Origin of the sequence: Streptomyces sp. NPDC088194 (assembly GCF_040702025.1) — a bacterium.
Lineage (GTDB): Bacteria > Actinomycetota > Actinomycetes > Streptomycetales > Streptomycetaceae > Actinacidiphila.
In genome coordinates, this window is record NZ_JBFBIV010000099.1 from 1 (window position 1) to 19,046 (window position 19,046).

Genomic DNA, 19,046 nt, shown 5'->3' on the forward strand with positions numbered 1-19,046 from the left:
TCGTAGTGGGCCTACTCGGACAAGCCCGACAACGAAGCGAGCGTGCGTGCCAGGCGCCACGGGCCAGGCGGGACTTCCAAAACACGGCCTAGGCGGGACGGCGCCGGGCTCCGTGACCGCCGGTCCGCTCACCGGAGATTCCCAGGAAACCCGCCGGTCGCCGCGCCCGCCCGCCACCCGCGCCCGCCACCCGCACGCCCGGATCAGCGCGGCCGTCCGCACGCGGTCGTCGGCTCACCGATCGGCTCACCGAGCGGCTCGGCGATCAGCCCAGCGATCAGCGCAGCGACTCGGGAAGTGCCTCCCGGTGCACGATGCCCAGCCGCTGCGTCGCACGGGTCAGCGCGACGTAGAGGTCACTGGTCCCGAACCGTCCGGGCTCCACGACCAGGACGTGGTCGAACTCGAGCCCCTTCGCCTCGCGCGGGCCGAGCAGCACCACGGACCGGGCGAGGTCGGGTTCCCCGCCTGCCTCGACCCCGTCGAGCCGGGCCGCGATCTCCTCGTGCAGCGCACGCGGGGCGATCACCGCGAGCCGCCCCTCCTCGGGCGTGTACTCGGCGACGGCCCGCGCCACCGCGCCCGCCAGATCCGCACCTGACTCCCGCGTCCACGGCCGCTCCCCGGTGGACCGCACCGACCCGGGCGGCTCGAACGACGGGTCCTGGGCCCGTACCACCCGCGCGGCCAGCTCCATGATCTCCGCGGGCGTGCGGTAGTTGACCCCCAGCCGCACATGCGTGAACCGGTCACCGACATACGGCTCCAGGATCTTCTGCCACGATCCGACACCCGCCTCCTCCGAGGTCTGCACCGGATCGCCGACCAGGGTCAGCGAGCGGGTCGGCGACCGGCGCATCAGCAACCGCCACGCCATCGGGGAGAGTTCCTGCGCCTCGTCGACGATGATGTGCCCGAAGGCCCAGGTCCGGTCGGCGGCGGCCCGCTCGGCCGCGCTCCTGTGGTCGGCCGCCTCCTGCCGCGCGGCCATCCGATCGGCGTCGATGATGTCGTGGGCGGCCAGCACCTCGGACTCGCCGTCCTCGAACTCGTAGGTCTCCGACGCCCGGGACAGCTCCAGCACACCCTGCGCGTAGTCGACCCGCCGCCGGCGCTCGGCCTCCGCCGCGGCCCGCTCGGCACTGTCGTCGGTCCCGAGCAGTTCGGCCGCCTCGTCCAGGAGCGGCACGTCGGCCGGGGTCCACTCCCGGTCGCCGGGAGCGCGGCGGACGGCGTCGGCGTCCTCGTCCGCCAGGTACACCGGCTCGGCCAGGTAGCCGGCGAGGAACGCCTCGGGGGTGAGCGCCGGCCACAGCTCCGCCACGGCGGCCTGCACCTCCTCGCTCGCGGCGACACCCTTGCCGAGCTGGGCGATGTCGGCAGGGCCGAGGAAGTTGGGGCCGCCGTACGGGTCCGTGCCGATGCGCTCGGCGAGTTGCGCGGTGAGGGCGTCGATGACGTGGAACGCGAAGTACGGGCGGGCGAGGTTGTGCGGCAGGCGGGTCTCGCGGGCCGCCTGGCGGGCTTCGTAGGCGATCTCCCAGTCCAGTACGAGGTCGCCGTCGTCGTGCCGGATGACCATGGGTGCTCCGGGCTCGGGCATCTGCTGCCGGTCGCGTACGGCGAGGGCGAGCGCCTCGGCCATCCCCGCACCGCCCTTGACGGCCGCCGCGCGGGGGGTGTCGGTGCCGCGGGCGTCCACACCGGGGTAGAGCTCCGCCTGCGTGGCGAGCATGACCCCGGTCTCGCCGAGGGCCGGCAGCACCTCGCCGATGTAGCGCAGGAACGCCGGATTGGGCCCCACCACCAGGACCGCGCGCTTGGCCAGCAGCTCCCGGTGCTCGTACAGCAGGTAGGCCGCACGGTGCAGCGCGACCGCCGTCTTGCCGGTGCCGGGGCCGCCCTCGACGACCAGGACCCCGCGGTGCGGAGCGCGGATGACGCGGTCCTGTTCCGCCTGGATGGTTTGCACGATGTCGCCCATCCGGCCGGTGCGGGCGGAGCTGAGCGCGGCGAGCAGCACGGTGTCACCGCTCGGGTCCTCGAAGCCGCTGCGTTCGCGGTCGTCGAGATCGAGGATCTCGTCGTGCAGCTCGGTCACCGTGCGGCCCTCGGTGCTGATATGCCTGCGCCGGCGCAGACCCATGGGCGTATGGCCGGTGGCGAGATAGAACGGTCGGGCGACCGGCGCCCGCCAGTCGATCAGAACGGGTGTGCGCTCCGCGTCGTCCGCGCGAATTCCGAGCCGGCCGATATGGTGCGTGGCGCCGTCGCGGAGATCAATACGGCCGAAGCAGAGCGAACCGTCCACCGCATTCAGCGCGGCCAGCAGCCCGGACCGCTCGGCGACCAGCACCTCGCGCTCGACCCGGGCCTGCCGCCCGCTTCCCACCGGGGCCAACGCGTCCTCGACCCGCTCCGCGGCGGACTCGCGCAGCGTGTCGACACGGCCGTAGAGCCGGTCGAGGAATTCCTGTTCCCGCTCCAATTCGACACTTTCGCGAGTTGACAAAGCTGCTCCCTACTGGCTAAGCTGTGCCTATCAGCCCCCGGTGTGGGGCTTTTCTCATGCGCGCACAGAAACCCTCAATATACGCGAGCAAATCCCCGTTCCGCAATTGCGGTGCGGGGATTTCCGCGCCCGTCCCTCCCGTGTCGGTGCCGCGGGATACGGTCGGGGGCGTGAGCAAGGGGTTGACGGCGGCGCAGCGCAGGGCGGTCACGGGGTCCGACCCGTCGACGGGTCGGGTGGCCGCCGGAGCCGTGGTGTGCACGGGACTGGTGGCGGCCGGGTTGGCGGTGCGGCACGGGCGGGCCGGGCAGCACTACCTGACGCCGGAGGGCCGGCGGGTACGGGCCGAACTGGCCGAGCGCGACGCCCGGGTCGCGCGGGAGGCGGCCGGGGAACCGGCGCAGGGTGGGCGCACCGAGCCGGAGCGCGGGCAGTTCGTCGCCGACGACGGGTCCGGGACGGTGCGTACGACCGCGGCCCGGCCCGGCGAGGTGGCCGCCGCGTGGGAGGGGCTGCTCCAGATCCGCGCGGTGCTGGGTGACGGCGCGGTGGAGGTGCCGGCGGGCTGGGAGCGGGAGCGGCCGGTGCACGCGGTGGCGCTGGCCCTGGAGGCGGCGGGGGTGCCGCCGCACCGCGCCGAGCGGCCGTCGGGCTACCGGGTGGGGCCGTCCGATCACCCGGGCCTGGTCGAGGTGACCTGGTCCGATGCCGGTTCGGGGCCGGCCTCGCTCGCCCGCGTCGCCGCGCTGCTCGGCCCGCTCGGCTGGCAGGCGACCGAGCACCACGCCCGCGGCGGCGCGCCCTTCCTGCTCGTCTCCCCCCGCCACACCTGACCGCGCGCCCCCGCCGCCCCCGCCTCCCTCCCGCCACCCGGACCACCCCCGGCCGTCCCGGTCGCCCGACGCGCTTCAGACCGCGGGCGGCGCCGCCGCGAGCCCGGCCACCGGCGGGTTGAGGCGGGTGAACCCCTCCTGCCGCTGGTACGGGAAGTAGGGATACGGCGCCGTCCGCCCGCTCGCCGCGTCGAGCCTCGCCGTCTGGTCCGGGGTGAGCGCCCAGCCGACCGCGCCGAGGTTCTGCCGGAGCTGCTCCTCGTTGCGGGCGCCGATGATGACGGAGGAGACGGTCGGCCGCCGGAGCAGCCAGTTGAGAGCGATCTGCGGGATGGCCTTGCCGGTCTCCTCGGCGATCTCGTCGAGGACGTCGACCACGCGGTAGAGGAGTTCGTCCTCGACCGGCGGGCCGAAGTCGGCGGTCTGGTGCAGCCGGCTGCCGGCGGGCAGCGGCCGGCCGCGGCGGATCTTGCCGGTCAGCCGGCCCCAGCCGAGCGGGCTCCAGACCACCGCCCCGATCCCCTGGTCGAGCCCGAGCGGCATCAGCTCCCACTCGTAGTCGCGCCCGACGAGGGAGTAGTAGACCTGGTGCGCGACATAGCGCGGCCGGCCGTACTTCTCCGCGACGGCGAGGGACTTCATCACCTGCCAGCCGGAGAAGTTGGAGACTCCGACGTAGCGGACCTTGCCCGCCCGCACGAGGTCGTCGAGCGTGGCCAGGACCTCCTCGATCGGCGTGCCGGCGTCGTAGGCGTGCAGTTGGAAGAGGTCGATGTGGTCGGTGCCGAGCCTGCGCAGCGCGGCCTCGCACGCGGCGAGCAGCCGCGACCGGGAGGAGCCCGCGTCGCCCGGCCCGTCGCCCGTGGGCAGGCTGGTCTTGGTGGACACGATCACCTGGTCCCGGCGGCCCTTGATCGCCTCGCCCAGCACCTCCTCGGACGCGCCGCCGGAGTAGACGTCGGCCGTGTCGAACATCGTGATCCCGGCGTCCAGGCAGATGTCCACCAGACGGCGCGCCTCGCGGGCGTCGGTGCTGCCCCAGGCGCCGAAGAGCGGGCCCTGCCCGCCGAACGTGCCGGCGCCGAAGCTCAGCGCGGGCACCTTGAGGCCGGACGAACCCAACCGCCTGTATTCCATGACTGCTCCTTCGATCGTTCGCTCGTCCACCGGGCGGCGGCGCGCGCCGCACGCGGCACGCACAGCACCGCGGACACGCGCCGCCCAGCGACTAACGGTTCTCCAGTTCCGTTAAGCTGGCTCCGACGATAGCACTGGCGCAGCCGTTAATGGAATCGGAGTCCCGTTATGACCGTGGAACGACCAGACCCGGGAAGCGTCCGACCGGGCGGGCGGACGGCACGCGTGCGCGCCGCCGTGCTCGACGCGGCCGGCGACGCCCTGGCCGAACAGGGCTTCGCCCAGCTGGACCTGGCCGATGTCGCGCGCCGCGCCGAGGTGGGCCGGACCACCGTCTACCGCCGCTGGGGCACGGTGACCGGCCTGGTGGCCGACCTGCTCACGGACATGGCCGAGCGTTCGCTGCCGCGCACCGAGACCGGCTCGCTGCTCGGCGACCTGACGGCCAACGCCCGGCTCGTCCAGCGCACGCTGGCCGACCCGCGGCAGGGCGCGCTGTTCCGTGCGGTGATCGCGGCCGCCACCTGCGAGCCGAAGACCGCCGAGGCGCTGCGGCGCTTCTACCTCACCCGCGTCGGCGAGTGGGCGCCCTGCGTCCAGCAGGGCATCGACCGCGGCGAGGCGCCCGAGGGCACCGACACCCACGAGGTGATCCGCGCGGTGTCCGCCCCCCTCTACTACCGCCTGCTCACCGGCGGCGAGCGGCTCGACGAAGCCGCCGCGGACCGGGCCGCCGCGGCCGCCATGGCCGCCACCCGCGCGGGCGTCTTCGTGCGGAGCGCCGAGCCGCGCTGAACCGTCGTCCCCTGACCGTCCCCTGACCACCCCCGCGCCGCGACGCGGGGCAGCACGCGGCAGCACCCGGGTCCACCGGTGGCCGTCGCGGTTTCTCGCGCCCCGATACCCGACATGACGCCCAGATGTCCGGGTTATTGCGAGAAGAAATCGCAATCTTGCACGAACTCATTTACTTACTGCGGCGGCACTCGTAGTCTCTCCACGCCCGGCCGGGTGTCCCACTTCCCCTCACCCCCGACCCGCAAGGACCTGCCTGTGTCGCAACAAACGCGCAGCCACGACCAGAACCCCCCACGGCAGCACCGGTTCAGACGGCGCGGCACCGCCGCCGTGCTCTCCTTCGCGGTCGCCGCCGCGGCCGCGCTCACCGCGGTGACCTTGGCGAGCGCCCCGTCCGCGCACGCCGCCGGCGGCGTACCGGCCCCCTCGCCCGTCGGCATCTCCGGCCGCGGCGCGAACGTGCCGTTCACGGAGTACGAGGCGGAGTACGCCAACACCAACGGCGCCCTGATCGGCCCGGACCGGCTCTACACCCACCTGCCCTCGGAGGCGTCCGGCCGGCAGGCCGTGACCCTCGACGCGGTGGGCCAGTACGTCGAGTTCACCCTCACCAAGCCCGCCAACGCGATGTCGCTGCGCTACAGCATCCCGGACTCCGCCGACGGCAAGGGCCGGGACGCCTCCCTCGACGTGCAGGCGAACGGCCAGTCCGTCAAGACCCTGCCGGTGACCTCCCGTTACAGCTGGTACTACGGCGGCTACCCGTTCAGCAACGACCCGGGCGGCGGCAACGCGCACCACTTCTACGACGAGTCCCGGACCATGTTCGGCACCACCTACCAGGCCGGCACGAAGATCCGGGTGCAGGTCACCTCGACCGCGCAGTCGCCGTCGTTCACCATCGACCTCGCCGACTTCGAGCAGGTGGCCGCGCCGATCGCCCAGCCCTCCGGCTCGATCAACGCCGTCACCGACTACGGCGCCGACCCCACCGGCGCCACCGACTCCACCGCGAAGATCCAGGCGGCGGTCGACGCCGGCCAGGCGCAGGGCAAGCCGGTGTACATCCCGCAGGGCAACTACACGCTCTACGACCACGTCATCGTGGACGGCGTGACGGTCGAGGGCGCCGGTCCCTGGTACACCGTCTTCGGCGGCCGCGACCCGGTGAACCGCAACCGCGCCGCGGGCTTCTACGGCAAGTACGTCGCCGGCGGCGGCTACACCGGGGAGATCCGGCCGAAGGAGGCCGGCGGCCCGAGCAAGAACGTCACCCTGAAGGACTTCGCCATCATCGGCGACATCACCGAGCGGGTCGACGACGACCAGGTCAACGGCATCGGCGGCGCCCTGTCGAACTCGACCATCGACGACCTGTGGATACAGCACGTCAAGGTCGGCGCCTGGATGGACGGTCCGATGGACCATCTCACCATCGAGAACAGCCGCATCCTGGACACCTCGGCCGACGGCGTCAACTTCCACTCCGGCGTGACCGATTCGACCGTCACCAACACCTTCGTCCGGGACACCGGCGACGACGGCCTCGCGTCCTGGCCGGAGAAGGCGCCCAACGCGGACGACAGCTTCACCCACAACACGGTGGTGCTGCCGGTGCTGGCGAACAACATCGTCACCTACGGCGGCAAGGACTTCACGATCTCGGACAACGTGATGGCCGACACCGTCACCAACGGCGGCGGCCTGCACATCGCCAACCGCTACCCGGGCGTCAACGGCGGCTCGGCCAACGGCGTCTCCGGCACCATCACCGCGGACTCCAACACCCTGATCAGAGCCGGGAACAGCGACTACAACTGGCAGTTCGGGGTGGGCGCGATCTGGTTCGACGGCCTCCAGGGCACCGTCGACGCGGACATCGAGATCACCAACACCGACATCCTCGACAGCTCCTACGAGGCGATCCAGTCGATCGAGGGCGGCGGCGTCACTGGCGTCCACTTCAAGAACGTCAACATCGACGGCGCCGGCACCTTCGCCATCCAGGGCCAGGCCCCGGCGAACATGACCTTCACCAACGTGACCGCGAAGAACATCGCGCAGGCGGACAAGCCGATCTACAACTGCGAGGGCACCGCCCTGGTCCTCAACGACAGCGGCGGCAACTCCGGCTGGAACAACGGCGGTCAGCAGTGCAACGGCTGGCCCGCGCCGGTGTGGACCAACGGCGGCGTGCCCACCGGCGGCGGCAGCGGGGGCGACAGCGGCGGCACCACCCCGCCGACCACGCCTCCCACGACGCCCCCGACCACCCCGCCGACCACTCCCCCGGCCGGCGGCAACCTCGCCAAGGGCCACCCGGCCACCGACACCGGCCACTCCGACGTCTACACGGCCGCCAACGCGGTGGACGGCGACGCCAACTCGTACTGGGAGAGCACGAACAACGCCTTCCCGCAGTCGCTGACCGTCGACCTCGGCTCCGCCCAGACCGTCGGGCGCCTGGTGCTGAAGCTGCCGCCGGCCGCCGCGTGGGCCACCCGCACCGAAACCCTCTCCGTCCTCGGCTCCACGAACGGCTCCACCTTCAGCACGCTCAAGTCCTCCGCCGGGTACACCTTCAACCCTTCCAGCGGGAACACCGCTACGGTGTCCTTGAGCCCGACCTCCACCCGCTACCTCCGGCTCACCTTCACGGCCAACACCGGCTGGCCCGCGGGCCAGCTCTCCGAGCTGGAGGCGTACGCCTCCTGACAGGCGTACGCCTCCGACCGGATCGGGGCACCCCTCACCGGAGGGGTGCCCCGCACCCGGACCGCAGCACGGCACGACGGCCGGCCCGCAGGACCGTGAGACCGCAGGACGCCGGGATCGCCGCGCGTACCAGCCGCAGGTCACCGCGGCGCGGCGGCGGCAGGGCCCAGCTCCGCCCGCGCTTTCGGCAGCGCATAGAGTCGCGTTCCATGGAATATCGTCACCTCGGCCGCAGCGGCCTGTTCATCAGCGAGATCGCCTACGGAAACTGGCTCACCCACGGCTCCCAGGTGGAGGAGGACGCCGCCACCGCGTGCGTGCGCGCCGCGCTCGACGCGGGCATCACCACCTTCGACACCGCCGACGTCTACGCGCAGACCCGCGCCGAGTCCGTGCTCGGCCGCGCGCTGAAGGGCGAGCGGCGCGAGGGCCTGGAGATCCTCACCAAGGTCTTCTGGCCCACCGGCCCGGGGCACAACGACCGGGGCCTGTCCCGCAAGCACATCGCGGAGTCCATCGAGAACTCGCTGCGCCGGCTGCAGACCGACCACGTCGACGTCTACCAGGCGCACCGCTTCGACGTCTCCACCCCGCTGGAGGAGACGATGGAGGCGTTCGCGGACGTCGTGCACTCCGGCAAGGCGCACTACATCGGCGTCTCGGAGTGGACCTCGGACCAGATCAGGCGCGGCCACGCGCTCGCCCGCGAGCTGCGCATCCCGCTGGTGTCCAACCAGCCGCAGTACTCGGCGCTGTGGCGGATCATCGAGGGCGAGGTCGTGCCCACCTGTGAGGAACTGGGCCTGGGCCAGGTGGTGTTCTCGCCGATCGCGCAGGGCGTGCTGACCGGGAAGTACAAGCCGGGGCAGCAGCCGCCGGCCGGTTCCCGGGCCACCGACGGCAAGGGCGGCTCGGACATGATCAGCCGCTGGATGCACGACGACCTGCTGGAGCGGGTGCAGCAGCTCCAGCCGCTGGCCGCCGAGGCGGGCCTGTCGCTGGCCCAGCTCGCCGTCGCCTGGGTGCTCCAGAACCCGAACGTCTCCGCGGCGATCGTCGGCGCCTCCCGCCCCGAGCAGGTCGCGGAGAACGCGAAGGCCGCGGGCGTGAAGCTCGACGCCGAGCTGATGGCGAAGATCGAGGAGGTGCTCGCCCCGGTCGCGATCACCGACCCGAAGCGGGTCCACGAGAACGTGCCCGAGCGCCGCTGAGGCGGAGCGCGGCGCGCGGTACACCTCGCGCCGGGGCCCGGCTCCGGCCGCCGCCGGGCGGTTCGCCTCGCGTGGCGGTGCGGGGCGGGCCGGTCCCGCGCGTAGGGTGACTACAGTTCTGTAGACGTCTGTTCCGGCCGGCCGCGCTCGGCCGGCCGGGCGGGCCCCGCGCACCGCCGGGGTCCGGGGAAGGCGGGCCGCCCGATGCCTCGCACGCCGTCCGGCCGGCCCCGCCGGTCGCCGTACACCCGGCGCGGCCTGGGCTGGGCCGCCGCTCTGGCGGCGGCGTTCGCGGTGCTGGCCGGGGTGGTGCTGACCCGGCACGGCACGCCGTATCCCCTGGACACCGGCCCGATCGACTGGTCCGTACGGCACCGCCCGCACGGCTGGCTGACGGCCGCGCGCGGGGTGACGCACGCGGGCACCGGCCCGTACCCATTCGTGGCGGCGGCGCTCGGCGGCTGGCTGGGCGGCAGCCGGGGGCGGATGGCCCGGGCTCGCGCCGGGGTGCCGGTGGCGCTGCTCGCGGTGGTGGCGCTGCTCGCCGAACAGGCCGTGCGTGGCGCGGTGATGGTGGCCGCGGACCGCGCCCGGCCCCCGGTCGCCGACTGGGCGGTGGCCGCGTCGGGGCACTCCTTCCCCTCCGGGCACACCTCGTCGAGCGCGATGGCCGCCGGACTGCTGGCGTGGGGCGCGCTGCGGGCCCGCCCGGGGCCGCCGGGCCGCGTCGCCGCCGCCCTGTGCGTGGCGGCAGCGGTCGCGGTGGGCTGCTCCCGGGTCTACCTGGGCGTGCACTGGCCGACGGACGTGCTCGGCGGCTGGCTGTACGCGGGCTGGTGCCTGCTGCTGGCGCTGCCGCCGCTGAGCGTGTACGCCCGCGCGCACGACAGCGAGGACGGCAGCGGCAGCGGCAGCGGAGAGGTCAGACCTTGACGCCGTGCGACCGCAGGAACCTGAGCGGGTCGACGTCGTCGCCGTAGTCCGGGCCGGTGCGCATCTCGAAGTGCAGGTGCGGCCCCGTCGCGTTGCCGGTCGCGCCCGAACGGGCGATCCGCTGCCCCTCGTTGACGTGCTGGCCGACCTTCACCGAGATCTGCGACAGATGGCCGTACTGGCTGTACTCGCCGTCGGCGTGCCTGATCACGACCTGGTAGCCGTACGACCCGCCCCAGCCGGCGGTGACCACGGTGCCCGCGGCGACCGAGTGCACCGCGGTGCCGGTGCCGACGAGGAAGTCGACGCCCGTGTGGTAGCCGCTGGCCCAACTGCCGCCGCCCACGTGGTAACCGGTGCCGATGGACGCGTGCACCGGCACGGTCCACCCGGAGGACTTCTTGGCCGCGGGCTCGGCGTGCGTCTTCTTCGGCGCGGGTTTGGCGGCGGGCTTGGCAGCGGGTCTGGCCGCGGGCTTCGCCGCCGGTTTCGCGGTGGGCTCGGCGGCGGGCGCGTGCGTCGTCTTCGGCGCCGCCTTGGCGGGCGCCGCCAAGGTCAGCCGCTGGCCGGGCAGGATCAGGTCGGGGTCGTCGCCGACCACCGCGTGGTTGTCGGCGTACAGCTCCGGCCAACCGCCCTTGACCTGGTGGTCCGCCGCGATGCCGGAGAGCGTGTCGCCGTGCACGACGGTGTAGCGGTCCCCGGCGTCGGACTTCTTCCCGCCCGGCTTCTTCGCGCCCGGCTTCTTCGCGTCGGCTTTCTTCGCGTCCGCCTTCTTCGTATCGGCCTTCGCGCCGGACGGCTTCGCGGCGGCCGGGTGCGCCGGGTGCGCGGTCGGGGAGGTGTGCTCCGTGGACTTCCTCTTCGGCTCCGCGCCGGCCTTCTTCGTACCGGTCGACACCTGCACGGTGTGCGAGGCCGTCGCGGGCTCCCGGGTCAGCCCGGCCCGTACCGAGCAGACCGGCCACGCGCGCGGGCCCTGGCTGCCGAGCACCTTCTCGGCGACCGCGATCTGCTCGCTCTTGGAGGCGAGGTCGGCGCGCGCGGCGTACGCGGTCCCGCCGTACGCCCGCCAGGTGCTCGCGGTGAACTGGAGCCCGCCGTAGTACCCGTTGCCGGTGTTGATCGTCCAGTTGCCGGAGGACTCGCACTTGGCGACCTTGTCCCACACCCCGGCGGTGGCGGCGTGCGCGCTGCTCATCCCGACCAGCGGCAGCGCGAGCCCGGCACCGCCCGCGGTGACGGTCAGCGACGCCTGGGAGACCCGGCTGGGACGATAGCGGCGGTGGCGTCCGCGTAAGGCCATGACGCGCGTCCTTTCCCTACGCTTCAGCGCCCGGGCTGCTCCGGGCGGGCCAGAGAGGCGGGCCAAAGATAGGCCCGCCCCGGCGCGCCCACAAGAGTGCCCGCAACAGCACAGGTGGGACTAGCCGGCGCATCCGGGGCGTTGTACGCCAAGTGACTTCTTTGCTGCGCGACACGCCGTTCTCCGTCCTGGACCGGTCCCGTACCCGCGAGGGCGAGGACCCGCCGCGGGCGCTGCGCGAGACCGTCGGCTTCGCGCGGCAGGCGGAGGCGCTGGGTTACCACCGGTTCTGGGTCTCGGAGCACCACAGCGTGCCGGGGGTGGCCGGTTCCGCGCCCACCGTGCTCGCGGCCGCCGTGGCCTCGGCGACCTCGCGGATCAGGGTCGGCACCGGCGGGGTGATGCTGCCCAACCACCGGCCGCTGGTGGTCGCCGAGCAGTTCGGCGTGCTGGAGTCGCTCTTCCCCGGTCGGATCGACATGGGCCTGGGCCGCTCGGTCGGTTTCACCGGCGGCGTACGCAAGGCGCTCGGCCACGGCAAGGAGGCCGCCGAGGGCTTCGACGAGCAGATCGGCGAGCTGCTCGGCTGGTTCGACGGCACCCAGCGCGCGTATCCGCAAGTGCACGCCTGGCCCGCCGAAGGGCTGCGCCCGGCGCCGTTCCTGCTCGCCACCGGCAGCGGCGCCGACCTCGCCGCCGCGCACGGCCTGCCGCTGGTGATCGGCGGGATACGCGGCGAGGACGCGATGCTGCGGGCGGTGGACCGCTACCACGCGGCGTTCCGCCCGTCCCCGTGGGCCGCCGCGCCGTACGTGGTGCTCTCCGGCACCGTGGCGGTCGCCGCCACCGGGGAGCAGGCGCGCCGGCTGCTGGCCCCCGAGGCGTGGGCGACGGCGTACTCCCGCACGCACGGCGTCTTCCCGGCGCTGGCGCCGTACGCGTCGATCGCCGCGACCGCGATGGCCGGCGCGGAGCGGGACCGCTTCGAGGAGGCGATGGCCGGGCACATCCACGGCACCCCGCAGGACGTGGCGAAGTCCCTCGAATCGCTGCTGTCGCGCAGCGCCGCCGACGAGTTCCTGGTGACCACCAGCACCTACGACCGCGCCGAACTGCTGGAGTCCTACCGGCTGCTGGCCGACCTGCTGCACTGAGCGGCGCGACTGCGTACCCGGGAACCCCGGGAACCCCGCGAACCCGCAGGCCGGACACCCCCGCCCGTAGGATCGTACGGACGCGGTCCGCGCATCCGCCGGCCGCCGGGCACGGGAGGGGACCTCGGATGGGCACCGTACGGGTCGGCATCGTCGGCATCGGCAACTGCGCGTCGTCGCTGGTGCAGGGCGTGGAGTTCTACCGGGACGCCGAGCCGGGCGCGGTGGGGCTGACCCACCCGGTGTGCGCGGGGTACGCCGTCGGCGACGTGGAGTTCTCCGCGGCCTTCGACGTGCACACCGGGAAGACCGGCCGGGACCTGTCGGAGGCGATCTGGGCGGCGCCGAACAACTCGCGGGCGTTCGCGACGGTGCCGCACCTGGGCGTTCCGGTGACCGAGGGCCCGCTCGCCGACGGGGTGGGGCGCGGCAGCGCGGACCGGCTCGACGTGCGGGGCGAGGCGAGCCTGGACGACGTGGTGCGGCGACTGAAGGAGAGCGGCACGCACGTCCTGGTGAACTTCCTGCCGGTGGGCAGCCAGGCGGCGTCCGAGCTGTACGCGCGGGCGGCGCTGGAGGCCGGCTGCGCCTTCCTCAACTGCATTCCGTCGGTGGTGGCGCGCTCCCCGCAGTGGGCGGAGCGGTTCGCGGCGGCCGGGCTGCCGCTGGCCGGCGACGACCTCAAGAGCCAGTTCGGCGCGACGCTGATCCACCGCGCGCTGGTGGACGTGCTGCGGCGCAACGGCGTGGCGCTGCGCAGCACCTACCAGTTGCTGGGCGGCGGCAACATGGACTTCTGGAACATGCAGGACGCGGAGCGGATGGCCGACAAGAAGGCCACGAAGGCGCAGGGCATGTTCGCCGGCGGCACGGACGCGGCCGGGGACGGAGCCGGGGCCGGGGCCGGGAAGGCGGCCGGCGCCGAGCCGCAGGTCCACGTGGGAGCCGACTTCATCCCGTTCCTCGGCGACCGCAAGGTGGCCTTCATCCGCGTGGAAGCCGAGGCGTTCGGGGGCACCCCGCTCGACATCGACCTGCGGATGGAGGTCGACGACTCGCCGAGCGCGGCGGGGAACGTCCTGGACGCGGTGCGGTATCTCAAGGCCGCGCTGGACCGCGGGGTGGGCGGCGTGGTGGACGCGGTGGCGGCCTCGGTGATGAAGGCGGCGCCGGTACCGCTGGACGAGGCGGCGACCGCGCGGGGGCTGGCCGAACTGGGCTGAGCGGGCCGCGGTCCACCTGCCCGTACGCCGTCGCGGCGGCCGGTACGCGTCGCGCGGGCGGTGTCAGGTGGCCGGTACGCCGTCACGTGGGCGACGTACCCGACGGCCGATCAGCGCGGTATGACTATCCGACATATGACGGTACGTCTGGTTGGCGGCGCCCGGATCACTCGCAGGCGCCGCGGCCTCACCGGTATGGGCTGCACCACCGCGCAGGGGTTGCTCATCGTTCTTACGGTGATCATATGAACGACATCCGTCCTCTTCGCCACTCCGCTCGCCGCCGCACCACGCTGCCCGTCGCCCTGCCCGCCGCGCTGCCGGCCGCCGCGCTGGCCGCCGCGTGCTGCCTGACCGCGCTGACCGCCGCGCCCGCGGTGGCCGCGGCAGCCGCTCCGGCGGTGGCGCCCGCGTCCGGTGGGGGTCAGGGCTCCTCGGGCTCCGCCGCCGACACCTCCCAGACGGCCGTGGACCGGACGCTGCTCGCCGAGCCCGGCGTGCACGTGCTGCCCCGCTCGGGCGCCCCCGAACTGCCGTCCGGCCTGTCCGCGCTGTCCTGGACGGTGTCCGACGCCCGCACCGGCCAGGTGCTGGCCGCGAAGGACGCGCACCGGCAGCTGCCGCCCGCCTCCACCCTCAAGACGCTCTTCGCCGACACGGTGCTGCCGCGCTTCCCCGGCGACCTCAAGCACAAGGTCAAGGACTCCGACCTGGCCGGCCTGGGCGACGGCAGCAGCCTGGTCGGGGTGCAGCCCGGCCAGACCTACACCGTCGCCGACCTGTGGCGCGGCGTCTTCCTCGCCTCCGGCAACGACGCCGTGCACGTGCTGGCGAACATGAACGGCTCGGTCGCGAAGACCGTCGCCGAGATGCAGGCCAAGGCGCGGATGCTGGGCGCGGACGACACCCATGTGGTCACCCCGGACGGCTACGACGAGCCGGGGCAGGTCTCCTCCGCCTACGACCTGGCGGTGTTCGCCCGGGCCGGGCTGGACAACCCGGACTTCGCGCAGTACGCCTCGACGAAGGACTCCGAGTTCCCCGGCGGCTACGACGCGCACGGCTCGTACGTGGCGTCCTTCGGCATCGAGAACACCAACCGGCTGCTGACCGGCGAGAAGGGCGTCACCGCCTACCCGGGCCTGGTCGGCGTGAAGAACGGCTACACCACCAACGCGGGCAACACCCTGGTCGCCGCGGCCCGCAAGAACGGCCGCACCATCATCGTGTCGGTGATGAACCCGCAGTCCGGCGCGACCAACGCCGTCTACACCGAGGCGACGAAGCTGCTCGACTGGGGCTTCTCGGCAGCGGACCACACCACGTCGGTGGGCACGCTGAACGCCGCGGCGCCCGAGCGGCCGGCCGACGCGGGCACCGCACCGGACTCCGCGCGGGCCGGGCGCGGCGCGGCGCAGGCCCCCGAGGAGGCGCACGCCGCCCCGGTGGCGTCGCGTTCCGCGGTGGCCTCGCCGACGGCCTGGGCGGTCGGCGGCGCGCTGGTGCTGCTCGCCGCCGCGTCGGTGGTCGTGCTGCGGCGCCGAGCAGCCGCGAAGAACCGGTAAAGCTCCTGGCAGAGGGGTACGCTCGGTGATCGGGCGGTCGAGCCGGGCGGTGGGCGCGAGTCGGCGGCCGCCCGTGCGCTGACGCGCGCCGCCGGAGGGGGAGCTGTAGCCGCATGAGCCGTCGTTCGACCGGGTTGGTGTCCACGTGGGCCGAGATCCAGCGCCAGCAGCAGCGGCAGACGGAGGCTCAGCACCGGGCCCGGGAGCAGCAGCGGCGCGAGGCCGAACGGCGGCAGCGGGCCGCGGAACGCGCGCTGGCCCGCTCGCAGAAGGAGCAGCAGGCGGCCTACCGGCGCCGCCGCGAGGACGACGCCCGCCGGCGCACCGAGGAACTGGAGCGCCGCAGCGAGGAGTTGGCGGGGCTGCTGCGGGCGGGCTGCGCGGCGCCGGTCTTCTCGCCCGAAGCGCTGGTGCTCCCCGAGGAGTTGGAGCCGTTCGCGCCGGGCCCGCTGGCGGTGCCGGTGGCCATGCCGCGGCTGGAGAGCTACGCTCCCGCGCACCGCTCGGCGTGGGGCCTGGGCCGCCAGGACCGGCAGGTGCGCGAGCGGTACGAGCACGACCTGGGGGTGGCGCGGGCCGCGGAGACCCAGCGGCAGCACCAACTCGCCGACTACCAGGAGCGGTACCGGCGCTGGGCGGAGCAGCGGCTGGCCGAGATACGCCGGCACAACGCGGGGGTGCGCGACTCGCTGGAGCGGCTGCGCGGCGGCGAACCGGACGCGGTGGAGGAGTACTTGACGGGGGCGCTGTACTCGTCGCGGGCGTGGCCGGAGGGGTTGCCGCGGCAGGTGTCGGCGACTTTCGAGGCGCCCGAGCGGCAGTTGGTGCTGAACTGGGAGCTGCCGGCGTTCTCGGTGGTGCCGGAGGCGGCGCTGGTGCGGTACATGCCGAGCGTGGACCGGGACAAGGAGGTGGCGCGGCCGGTCACCGAACGGCGGGCCGCCTACCGGGACCTGCTCGCGCAGTGCCTGCTGCTGGTGCTGCGCGAGGTGTTCGGCGCGGACTCCTTCGGCCTGCTCGGCTCGGTGGTGCTCAACGGCTTCGTGGACGACACCGATCCCGCGACCGGGCACCGTACCCCGGTGTTCCTGGCCACCGCGATGGTCTCCCGGGCGGACTTCGACGCGGTGAACCTCGTGCAGGTCAACGCGGTGGACTGCCTGGTCGACGGTCTGGGCGGGCAGTTGTCGGCGCGGCCGGACCGCAGGGCGGCGGTGGTGCCGGTGCGGCAGCCGGGCGAGGCGGGCCGCGGGGTGGTCACGCACGGCGGCGGCGAGGAGCCGGACCTGCTGACGATGGACCCGCTGGAGTTCGAGGAGCTGGTCGCGGAGCTGTTCCGGGCGATGGGCATGAGCGCGGTCACCACGGTGCGGTCCGGCGACGGCGGGGTGGACGTGGACGCGCTGGACCCGGACCCGATCCGCGGCGGCAAGATCGTGGTGCAGGTCAAGCGGTACCGCAACACCGTCACGCCCAGCGCCGTACGCGACCTGTACGGGACCGTGCAGTCGCTCGGCGCCAACAAGGGCGTGCTGATCACCACTTCGGGCTTCGGCCCGACCTCGCACGCCTTCGCCAACGGCAAGCCGCTGACGCTGGTGTCGGGTACGGACCTGGTGGAGCTGCTGCACCAGCACGGCCTGGGCGGGCGGTTGGGCGGCGGACCGGCCGCGCGCGCGAGCGAGGGAACGCCGACTGCCGGGCAGGGGCTCGGACTTGACGACGAACCGGACGCGAGCGTGCTGGGCATGTGGTGGGCCGGGGAGGTGGCGCTGGACGTGTGCGCGCTGGTGTGCGCGGGCGGCCGGGTGCTCGGCGACGACCACTTCGTCTTCTACAACAACCCCCGCACCCCCGACGGCAGCGTGCGGATGATGCCGGGCCTGGGCGGCGACAAGGCGGCGATCTGGGTGAGCTTCGACCGGCTGCCGGCCACCGCCGACCGGGTGGTGCTGGTCGCCGCGATCGACCCCGAGGTCAATCCGGACGCCGATCTGGCCGGGTTCACCGACGCCCGGATACGCCTGACCGACCCGGAGGGCAGCGAGGCGGACCGGCTGGACGTCTCCGACGGCCGCCCGGGCGAGACCGCCCTGGTGCTGGGCTCCTTCCGCAGGCGGTCAGGCGACGACTGGACCTTCGTGCCCGGCGGCAAGGGCTACCAGGGCCCCGGCGGCCTGGTCGAGCTGGTGCAGGAGCACGGCATCGAGGTGGAGTAGCGCGACCGCGGATCGGAGTGTGCTAGAGTCACCGTAGGGACTTATAGGTCCGCGCCCTTCTGATGGCGCCTCGTCCCTCTCTCCCCTCGGTTCTCCACCGAGCGTGGTCTGTTCTCCGATCGACACGGCGACGGCCGATCCTCGTCCTCGCCCGACTTCCCGCGGTACCCGGAGCGTGCATCCCTCCGCTCGGGCCGCAACTCCCTCACGCCCTACGGCGGCGTACGGCGCCGCCCGTCTGATCCATCCGTCCGCGAAAGGACGACATCCATGACCGACATTCTCGAACGCCCGCTGAACCGGCAGGAGTTGCCGCAGCGGGTGACCGGCGTGCTCGACACCGAGCGCGGCGGACAGGCCCGGCTGCGCGGCCCCGGCCTGCTCCCCTCCCCCGACGACCCGGCCGTGCCGCAGGCGCTGGTCCGCCGGGCCGGGCTGCGCAGGGGCGACCTGGTCGAGGGCACCGCCGGCAAGCCCGGCACCCTCGCCGACGTGCGGTCCGTCAACGGGCGGCCGCCGGCCACCCCGCGCCCCCACTTCGGCGACCTCACACCGCTGCACCCCAACGAGCCCCTGCGGCTGGAGAGTTCCGCGCTCAAGGGCTCCTCGGCCGCCGCCGGGCGGGTCATCGACCTGATGGCGCCGATCGGCAAGGGCCAGCGCGCCCTGATCGTGGCCCCGCCCAAGGCCGGCAAGACCGTGCTGCTGCAGGGCATCGCCGCCGCGGTCGCCACCAACCACCCCGAGGCGCACCTGATGGTGCTGCTCGTGGACGAACGCCCCGAGGAGGTCACCGACATGCGGGCGAGCGTCCGCGGCGAGGTGATCTCCTCGACCTTCGACCAGCCCGCCCGGCAGCACATCCAGGTCGCCGAGCTCGCGATCGAGCGGGCGAAGCGGATGGTCGAGCAGGGCCGCGACGTGGTGATCCTGCTCGACTCCCTGACCCGGCTGTGCCGCGCCCACAACAACAACGGCGCCGGCAGCGGCCGCACGCTCTCCGGCGGCGTGGACGCCGCCGCCCTGCTCGGCCCCAAGCGGCTGTTCGGCGCGGCCCGGCTGGCCGAGGAGGGCGGTTCCCTGACGATCCTCGCGACCGCCCTGGTCGACACCGGTTCGCGCGCCGACGACTTCTACTACGAGGAGCTCAAGAGCACCGGCAACATGGAGTTGCACCTCGACCGCTTCCTCGCCGAACGCCGGGTCTTCCCGGCGATCGACATCACCACCTCGGGCACCCGGCGCGAGGAACTGCTCGTCCCCGCCGACGAGTTGGCGGTCCGCTACCACCTGCGCCGCGCGCTCGTGAACCGCGACCCGCACGGCGCCACCGAGGTCCTCCTCGCCCGCCTGCGCGAGACCGCCACGAACGCGGACTTCCTCCGCAACGCCCGCGCCACCGTGCCCGGCGCCTCCTGACGCCCCGGAGCCTCACCACGC

General features: G+C 73.7%; 13 protein-coding genes. 10 read left to right on the top strand and 3 right to left on the bottom strand.

Going from position 1 to position 19,046, the window contains the following annotated elements; genetic code table 11:
• Positions 1-277: 277 nt before the first annotated feature.
• Positions 278-2,488: a UvrD-helicase domain-containing protein gene (locus AB0399_RS34260; protein WP_366413936.1), complete on the bottom strand. Its 2,211-nt coding sequence runs from the start codon at positions 2,486-2,488 to the stop codon at positions 278-280.
• Positions 2,489-2,682: 194 nt separating this feature from the next.
• On the opposite strand from AB0399_RS34260, the gene AB0399_RS34265 reads away from it, so the two are divergent.
• The gene (locus AB0399_RS34265; RefSeq protein WP_366413937.1) at positions 2,683-3,345 is read left to right on the top strand and encodes a hypothetical protein; all 663 of its coding nucleotides are present in this window, start codon (positions 2,683-2,685) and stop codon (positions 3,343-3,345) included.
• A gap of 75 nt (positions 3,346-3,420) precedes the next feature.
• Here the strand turns inward: AB0399_RS34265 and AB0399_RS34270 are convergent, their stop codons facing one another.
• Positions 3,421-4,482 (bottom strand): aldo/keto reductase, encoded by a 1,062-nt coding sequence (locus tag AB0399_RS34270; RefSeq protein ID WP_366413938.1) that lies wholly within the window; start codon positions 4,480-4,482, stop codon positions 3,421-3,423.
• Positions 4,483-4,650: 168 nt separating this feature from the next.
• On the opposite strand from AB0399_RS34270, the gene AB0399_RS34275 reads away from it, so the two are divergent.
• The 4 genes from AB0399_RS34275 (at position 4,651) to AB0399_RS34290 (ending at position 10,139) form a co-directional block, all read left to right on the top strand.
• Positions 4,651-5,277: a TetR/AcrR family transcriptional regulator gene (locus tag AB0399_RS34275; protein ID WP_329371776.1), complete on the top strand. Its 627-nt coding sequence runs from the start codon at positions 4,651-4,653 to the stop codon at positions 5,275-5,277.
• Between the two features lie 258 nt (positions 5,278-5,535).
• The gene (locus AB0399_RS34280) at positions 5,536-7,995 is read left to right on the top strand and encodes a discoidin domain-containing protein (RefSeq protein ID WP_329371775.1); all 2,460 of its coding nucleotides are present in this window, start codon (positions 5,536-5,538) and stop codon (positions 7,993-7,995) included.
• Positions 7,996-8,204: 209 nt separating this feature from the next.
• A complete protein-coding gene (locus tag AB0399_RS34285) occupies positions 8,205-9,206 on the top strand; it encodes an aldo/keto reductase family protein (RefSeq protein ID WP_328461333.1) in 1,002 nt (333 codons plus the stop codon).
• A 204-nt stretch (positions 9,207-9,410) separates the two neighbouring features.
• Positions 9,411-10,139, top strand: coding sequence for a phosphatase PAP2 family protein (locus AB0399_RS34290; protein WP_366413939.1), 729 nt, complete (start codon positions 9,411-9,413; stop codon positions 10,137-10,139).
• Here the strand turns inward: AB0399_RS34290 and AB0399_RS34295 are convergent.
• Positions 10,129-11,445, bottom strand: a complete 1,317-nt coding sequence (locus AB0399_RS34295; RefSeq protein WP_366413940.1) for a transglycosylase family protein — start codon at positions 11,443-11,445, stop codon at positions 10,129-10,131. The genes AB0399_RS34290 and AB0399_RS34295 overlap by 11 nt on opposite strands.
• Before the next feature lie 152 nt (positions 11,446-11,597).
• On the opposite strand from AB0399_RS34295, the gene AB0399_RS34300 reads away from it, so the two are divergent.
• The 5 genes from AB0399_RS34300 to rho all read left to right on the top strand — a co-directional run bounded on the left by AB0399_RS34300 (position 11,598) and on the right by rho (position 19,025).
• Entirely contained in the window at positions 11,598-12,599 is a 1,002-nt protein-coding gene (locus AB0399_RS34300) for an LLM class flavin-dependent oxidoreductase (protein WP_366413941.1), read from the top strand.
• A 128-nt stretch (positions 12,600-12,727) separates the two neighbouring features.
• Positions 12,728-13,822 (top strand): inositol-3-phosphate synthase, encoded by a 1,095-nt coding sequence (locus AB0399_RS34305; RefSeq protein WP_366413942.1) that lies wholly within the window; start codon positions 12,728-12,730, stop codon positions 13,820-13,822.
• 245 nt (positions 13,823-14,067) lie between these two features.
• Entirely contained in the window at positions 14,068-15,387 is a 1,320-nt protein-coding gene (locus AB0399_RS34310) for a D-alanyl-D-alanine carboxypeptidase (protein ID WP_329371765.1), read from the top strand.
• Positions 15,388-15,500: 113 nt separating this feature from the next.
• Positions 15,501-17,606, top strand: a complete 2,106-nt coding sequence (locus AB0399_RS34315; RefSeq protein ID WP_329371763.1) for a restriction endonuclease — start codon at positions 15,501-15,503, stop codon at positions 17,604-17,606.
• Positions 17,607-17,876: 270 nt separating this feature from the next.
• Entirely contained in the window at positions 17,877-19,025 is a 1,149-nt protein-coding gene (rho, locus tag AB0399_RS34320; protein ID WP_329371761.1) for a transcription termination factor Rho, read from the top strand.
• The last annotated feature ends 21 nt before the right edge of the window (positions 19,026-19,046 follow it).

Bases quoted from the DNA above. Each gene is read 5' to 3' on its own strand.
- AB0399_RS34275 (WP_329371776.1), top strand. From the start codon at position 4,651: ATGACCGTGGAACGACCAGACCCGGGAAGCGTCCGACCGGGCGGGCGG.
- AB0399_RS34315 (WP_329371763.1), top strand. From the start codon at position 15,501: ATGAGCCGTCGTTCGACCGGGTTGGTGTCCACGTGGGCCGAGATCCAG.
- AB0399_RS34285 (WP_328461333.1), top strand. From the start codon at position 8,205: ATGGAATATCGTCACCTCGGCCGCAGCGGCCTGTTCATCAGCGAGATC.
- AB0399_RS34270 (WP_366413938.1), bottom strand. From the start codon at position 4,482: ATGGAATACAGGCGGTTGGGTTCGTCCGGCCTCAAGGTGCCCGCGCTG.
- AB0399_RS34290 (WP_366413939.1), top strand. From the start codon at position 9,411: ATGCCTCGCACGCCGTCCGGCCGGCCCCGCCGGTCGCCGTACACCCGG.
- AB0399_RS34295 (WP_366413940.1), bottom strand. From the start codon at position 11,445: ATGGCCTTACGCGGACGCCACCGCCGCTATCGTCCCAGCCGGGTCTCC.
- rho (WP_329371761.1), top strand. From the start codon at position 17,877: ATGACCGACATTCTCGAACGCCCGCTGAACCGGCAGGAGTTGCCGCAG.
- AB0399_RS34305 (WP_366413942.1), top strand. From the start codon at position 12,728: ATGGGCACCGTACGGGTCGGCATCGTCGGCATCGGCAACTGCGCGTCG.
- AB0399_RS34310 (WP_329371765.1), top strand. From the start codon at position 14,068: ATGAACGACATCCGTCCTCTTCGCCACTCCGCTCGCCGCCGCACCACG.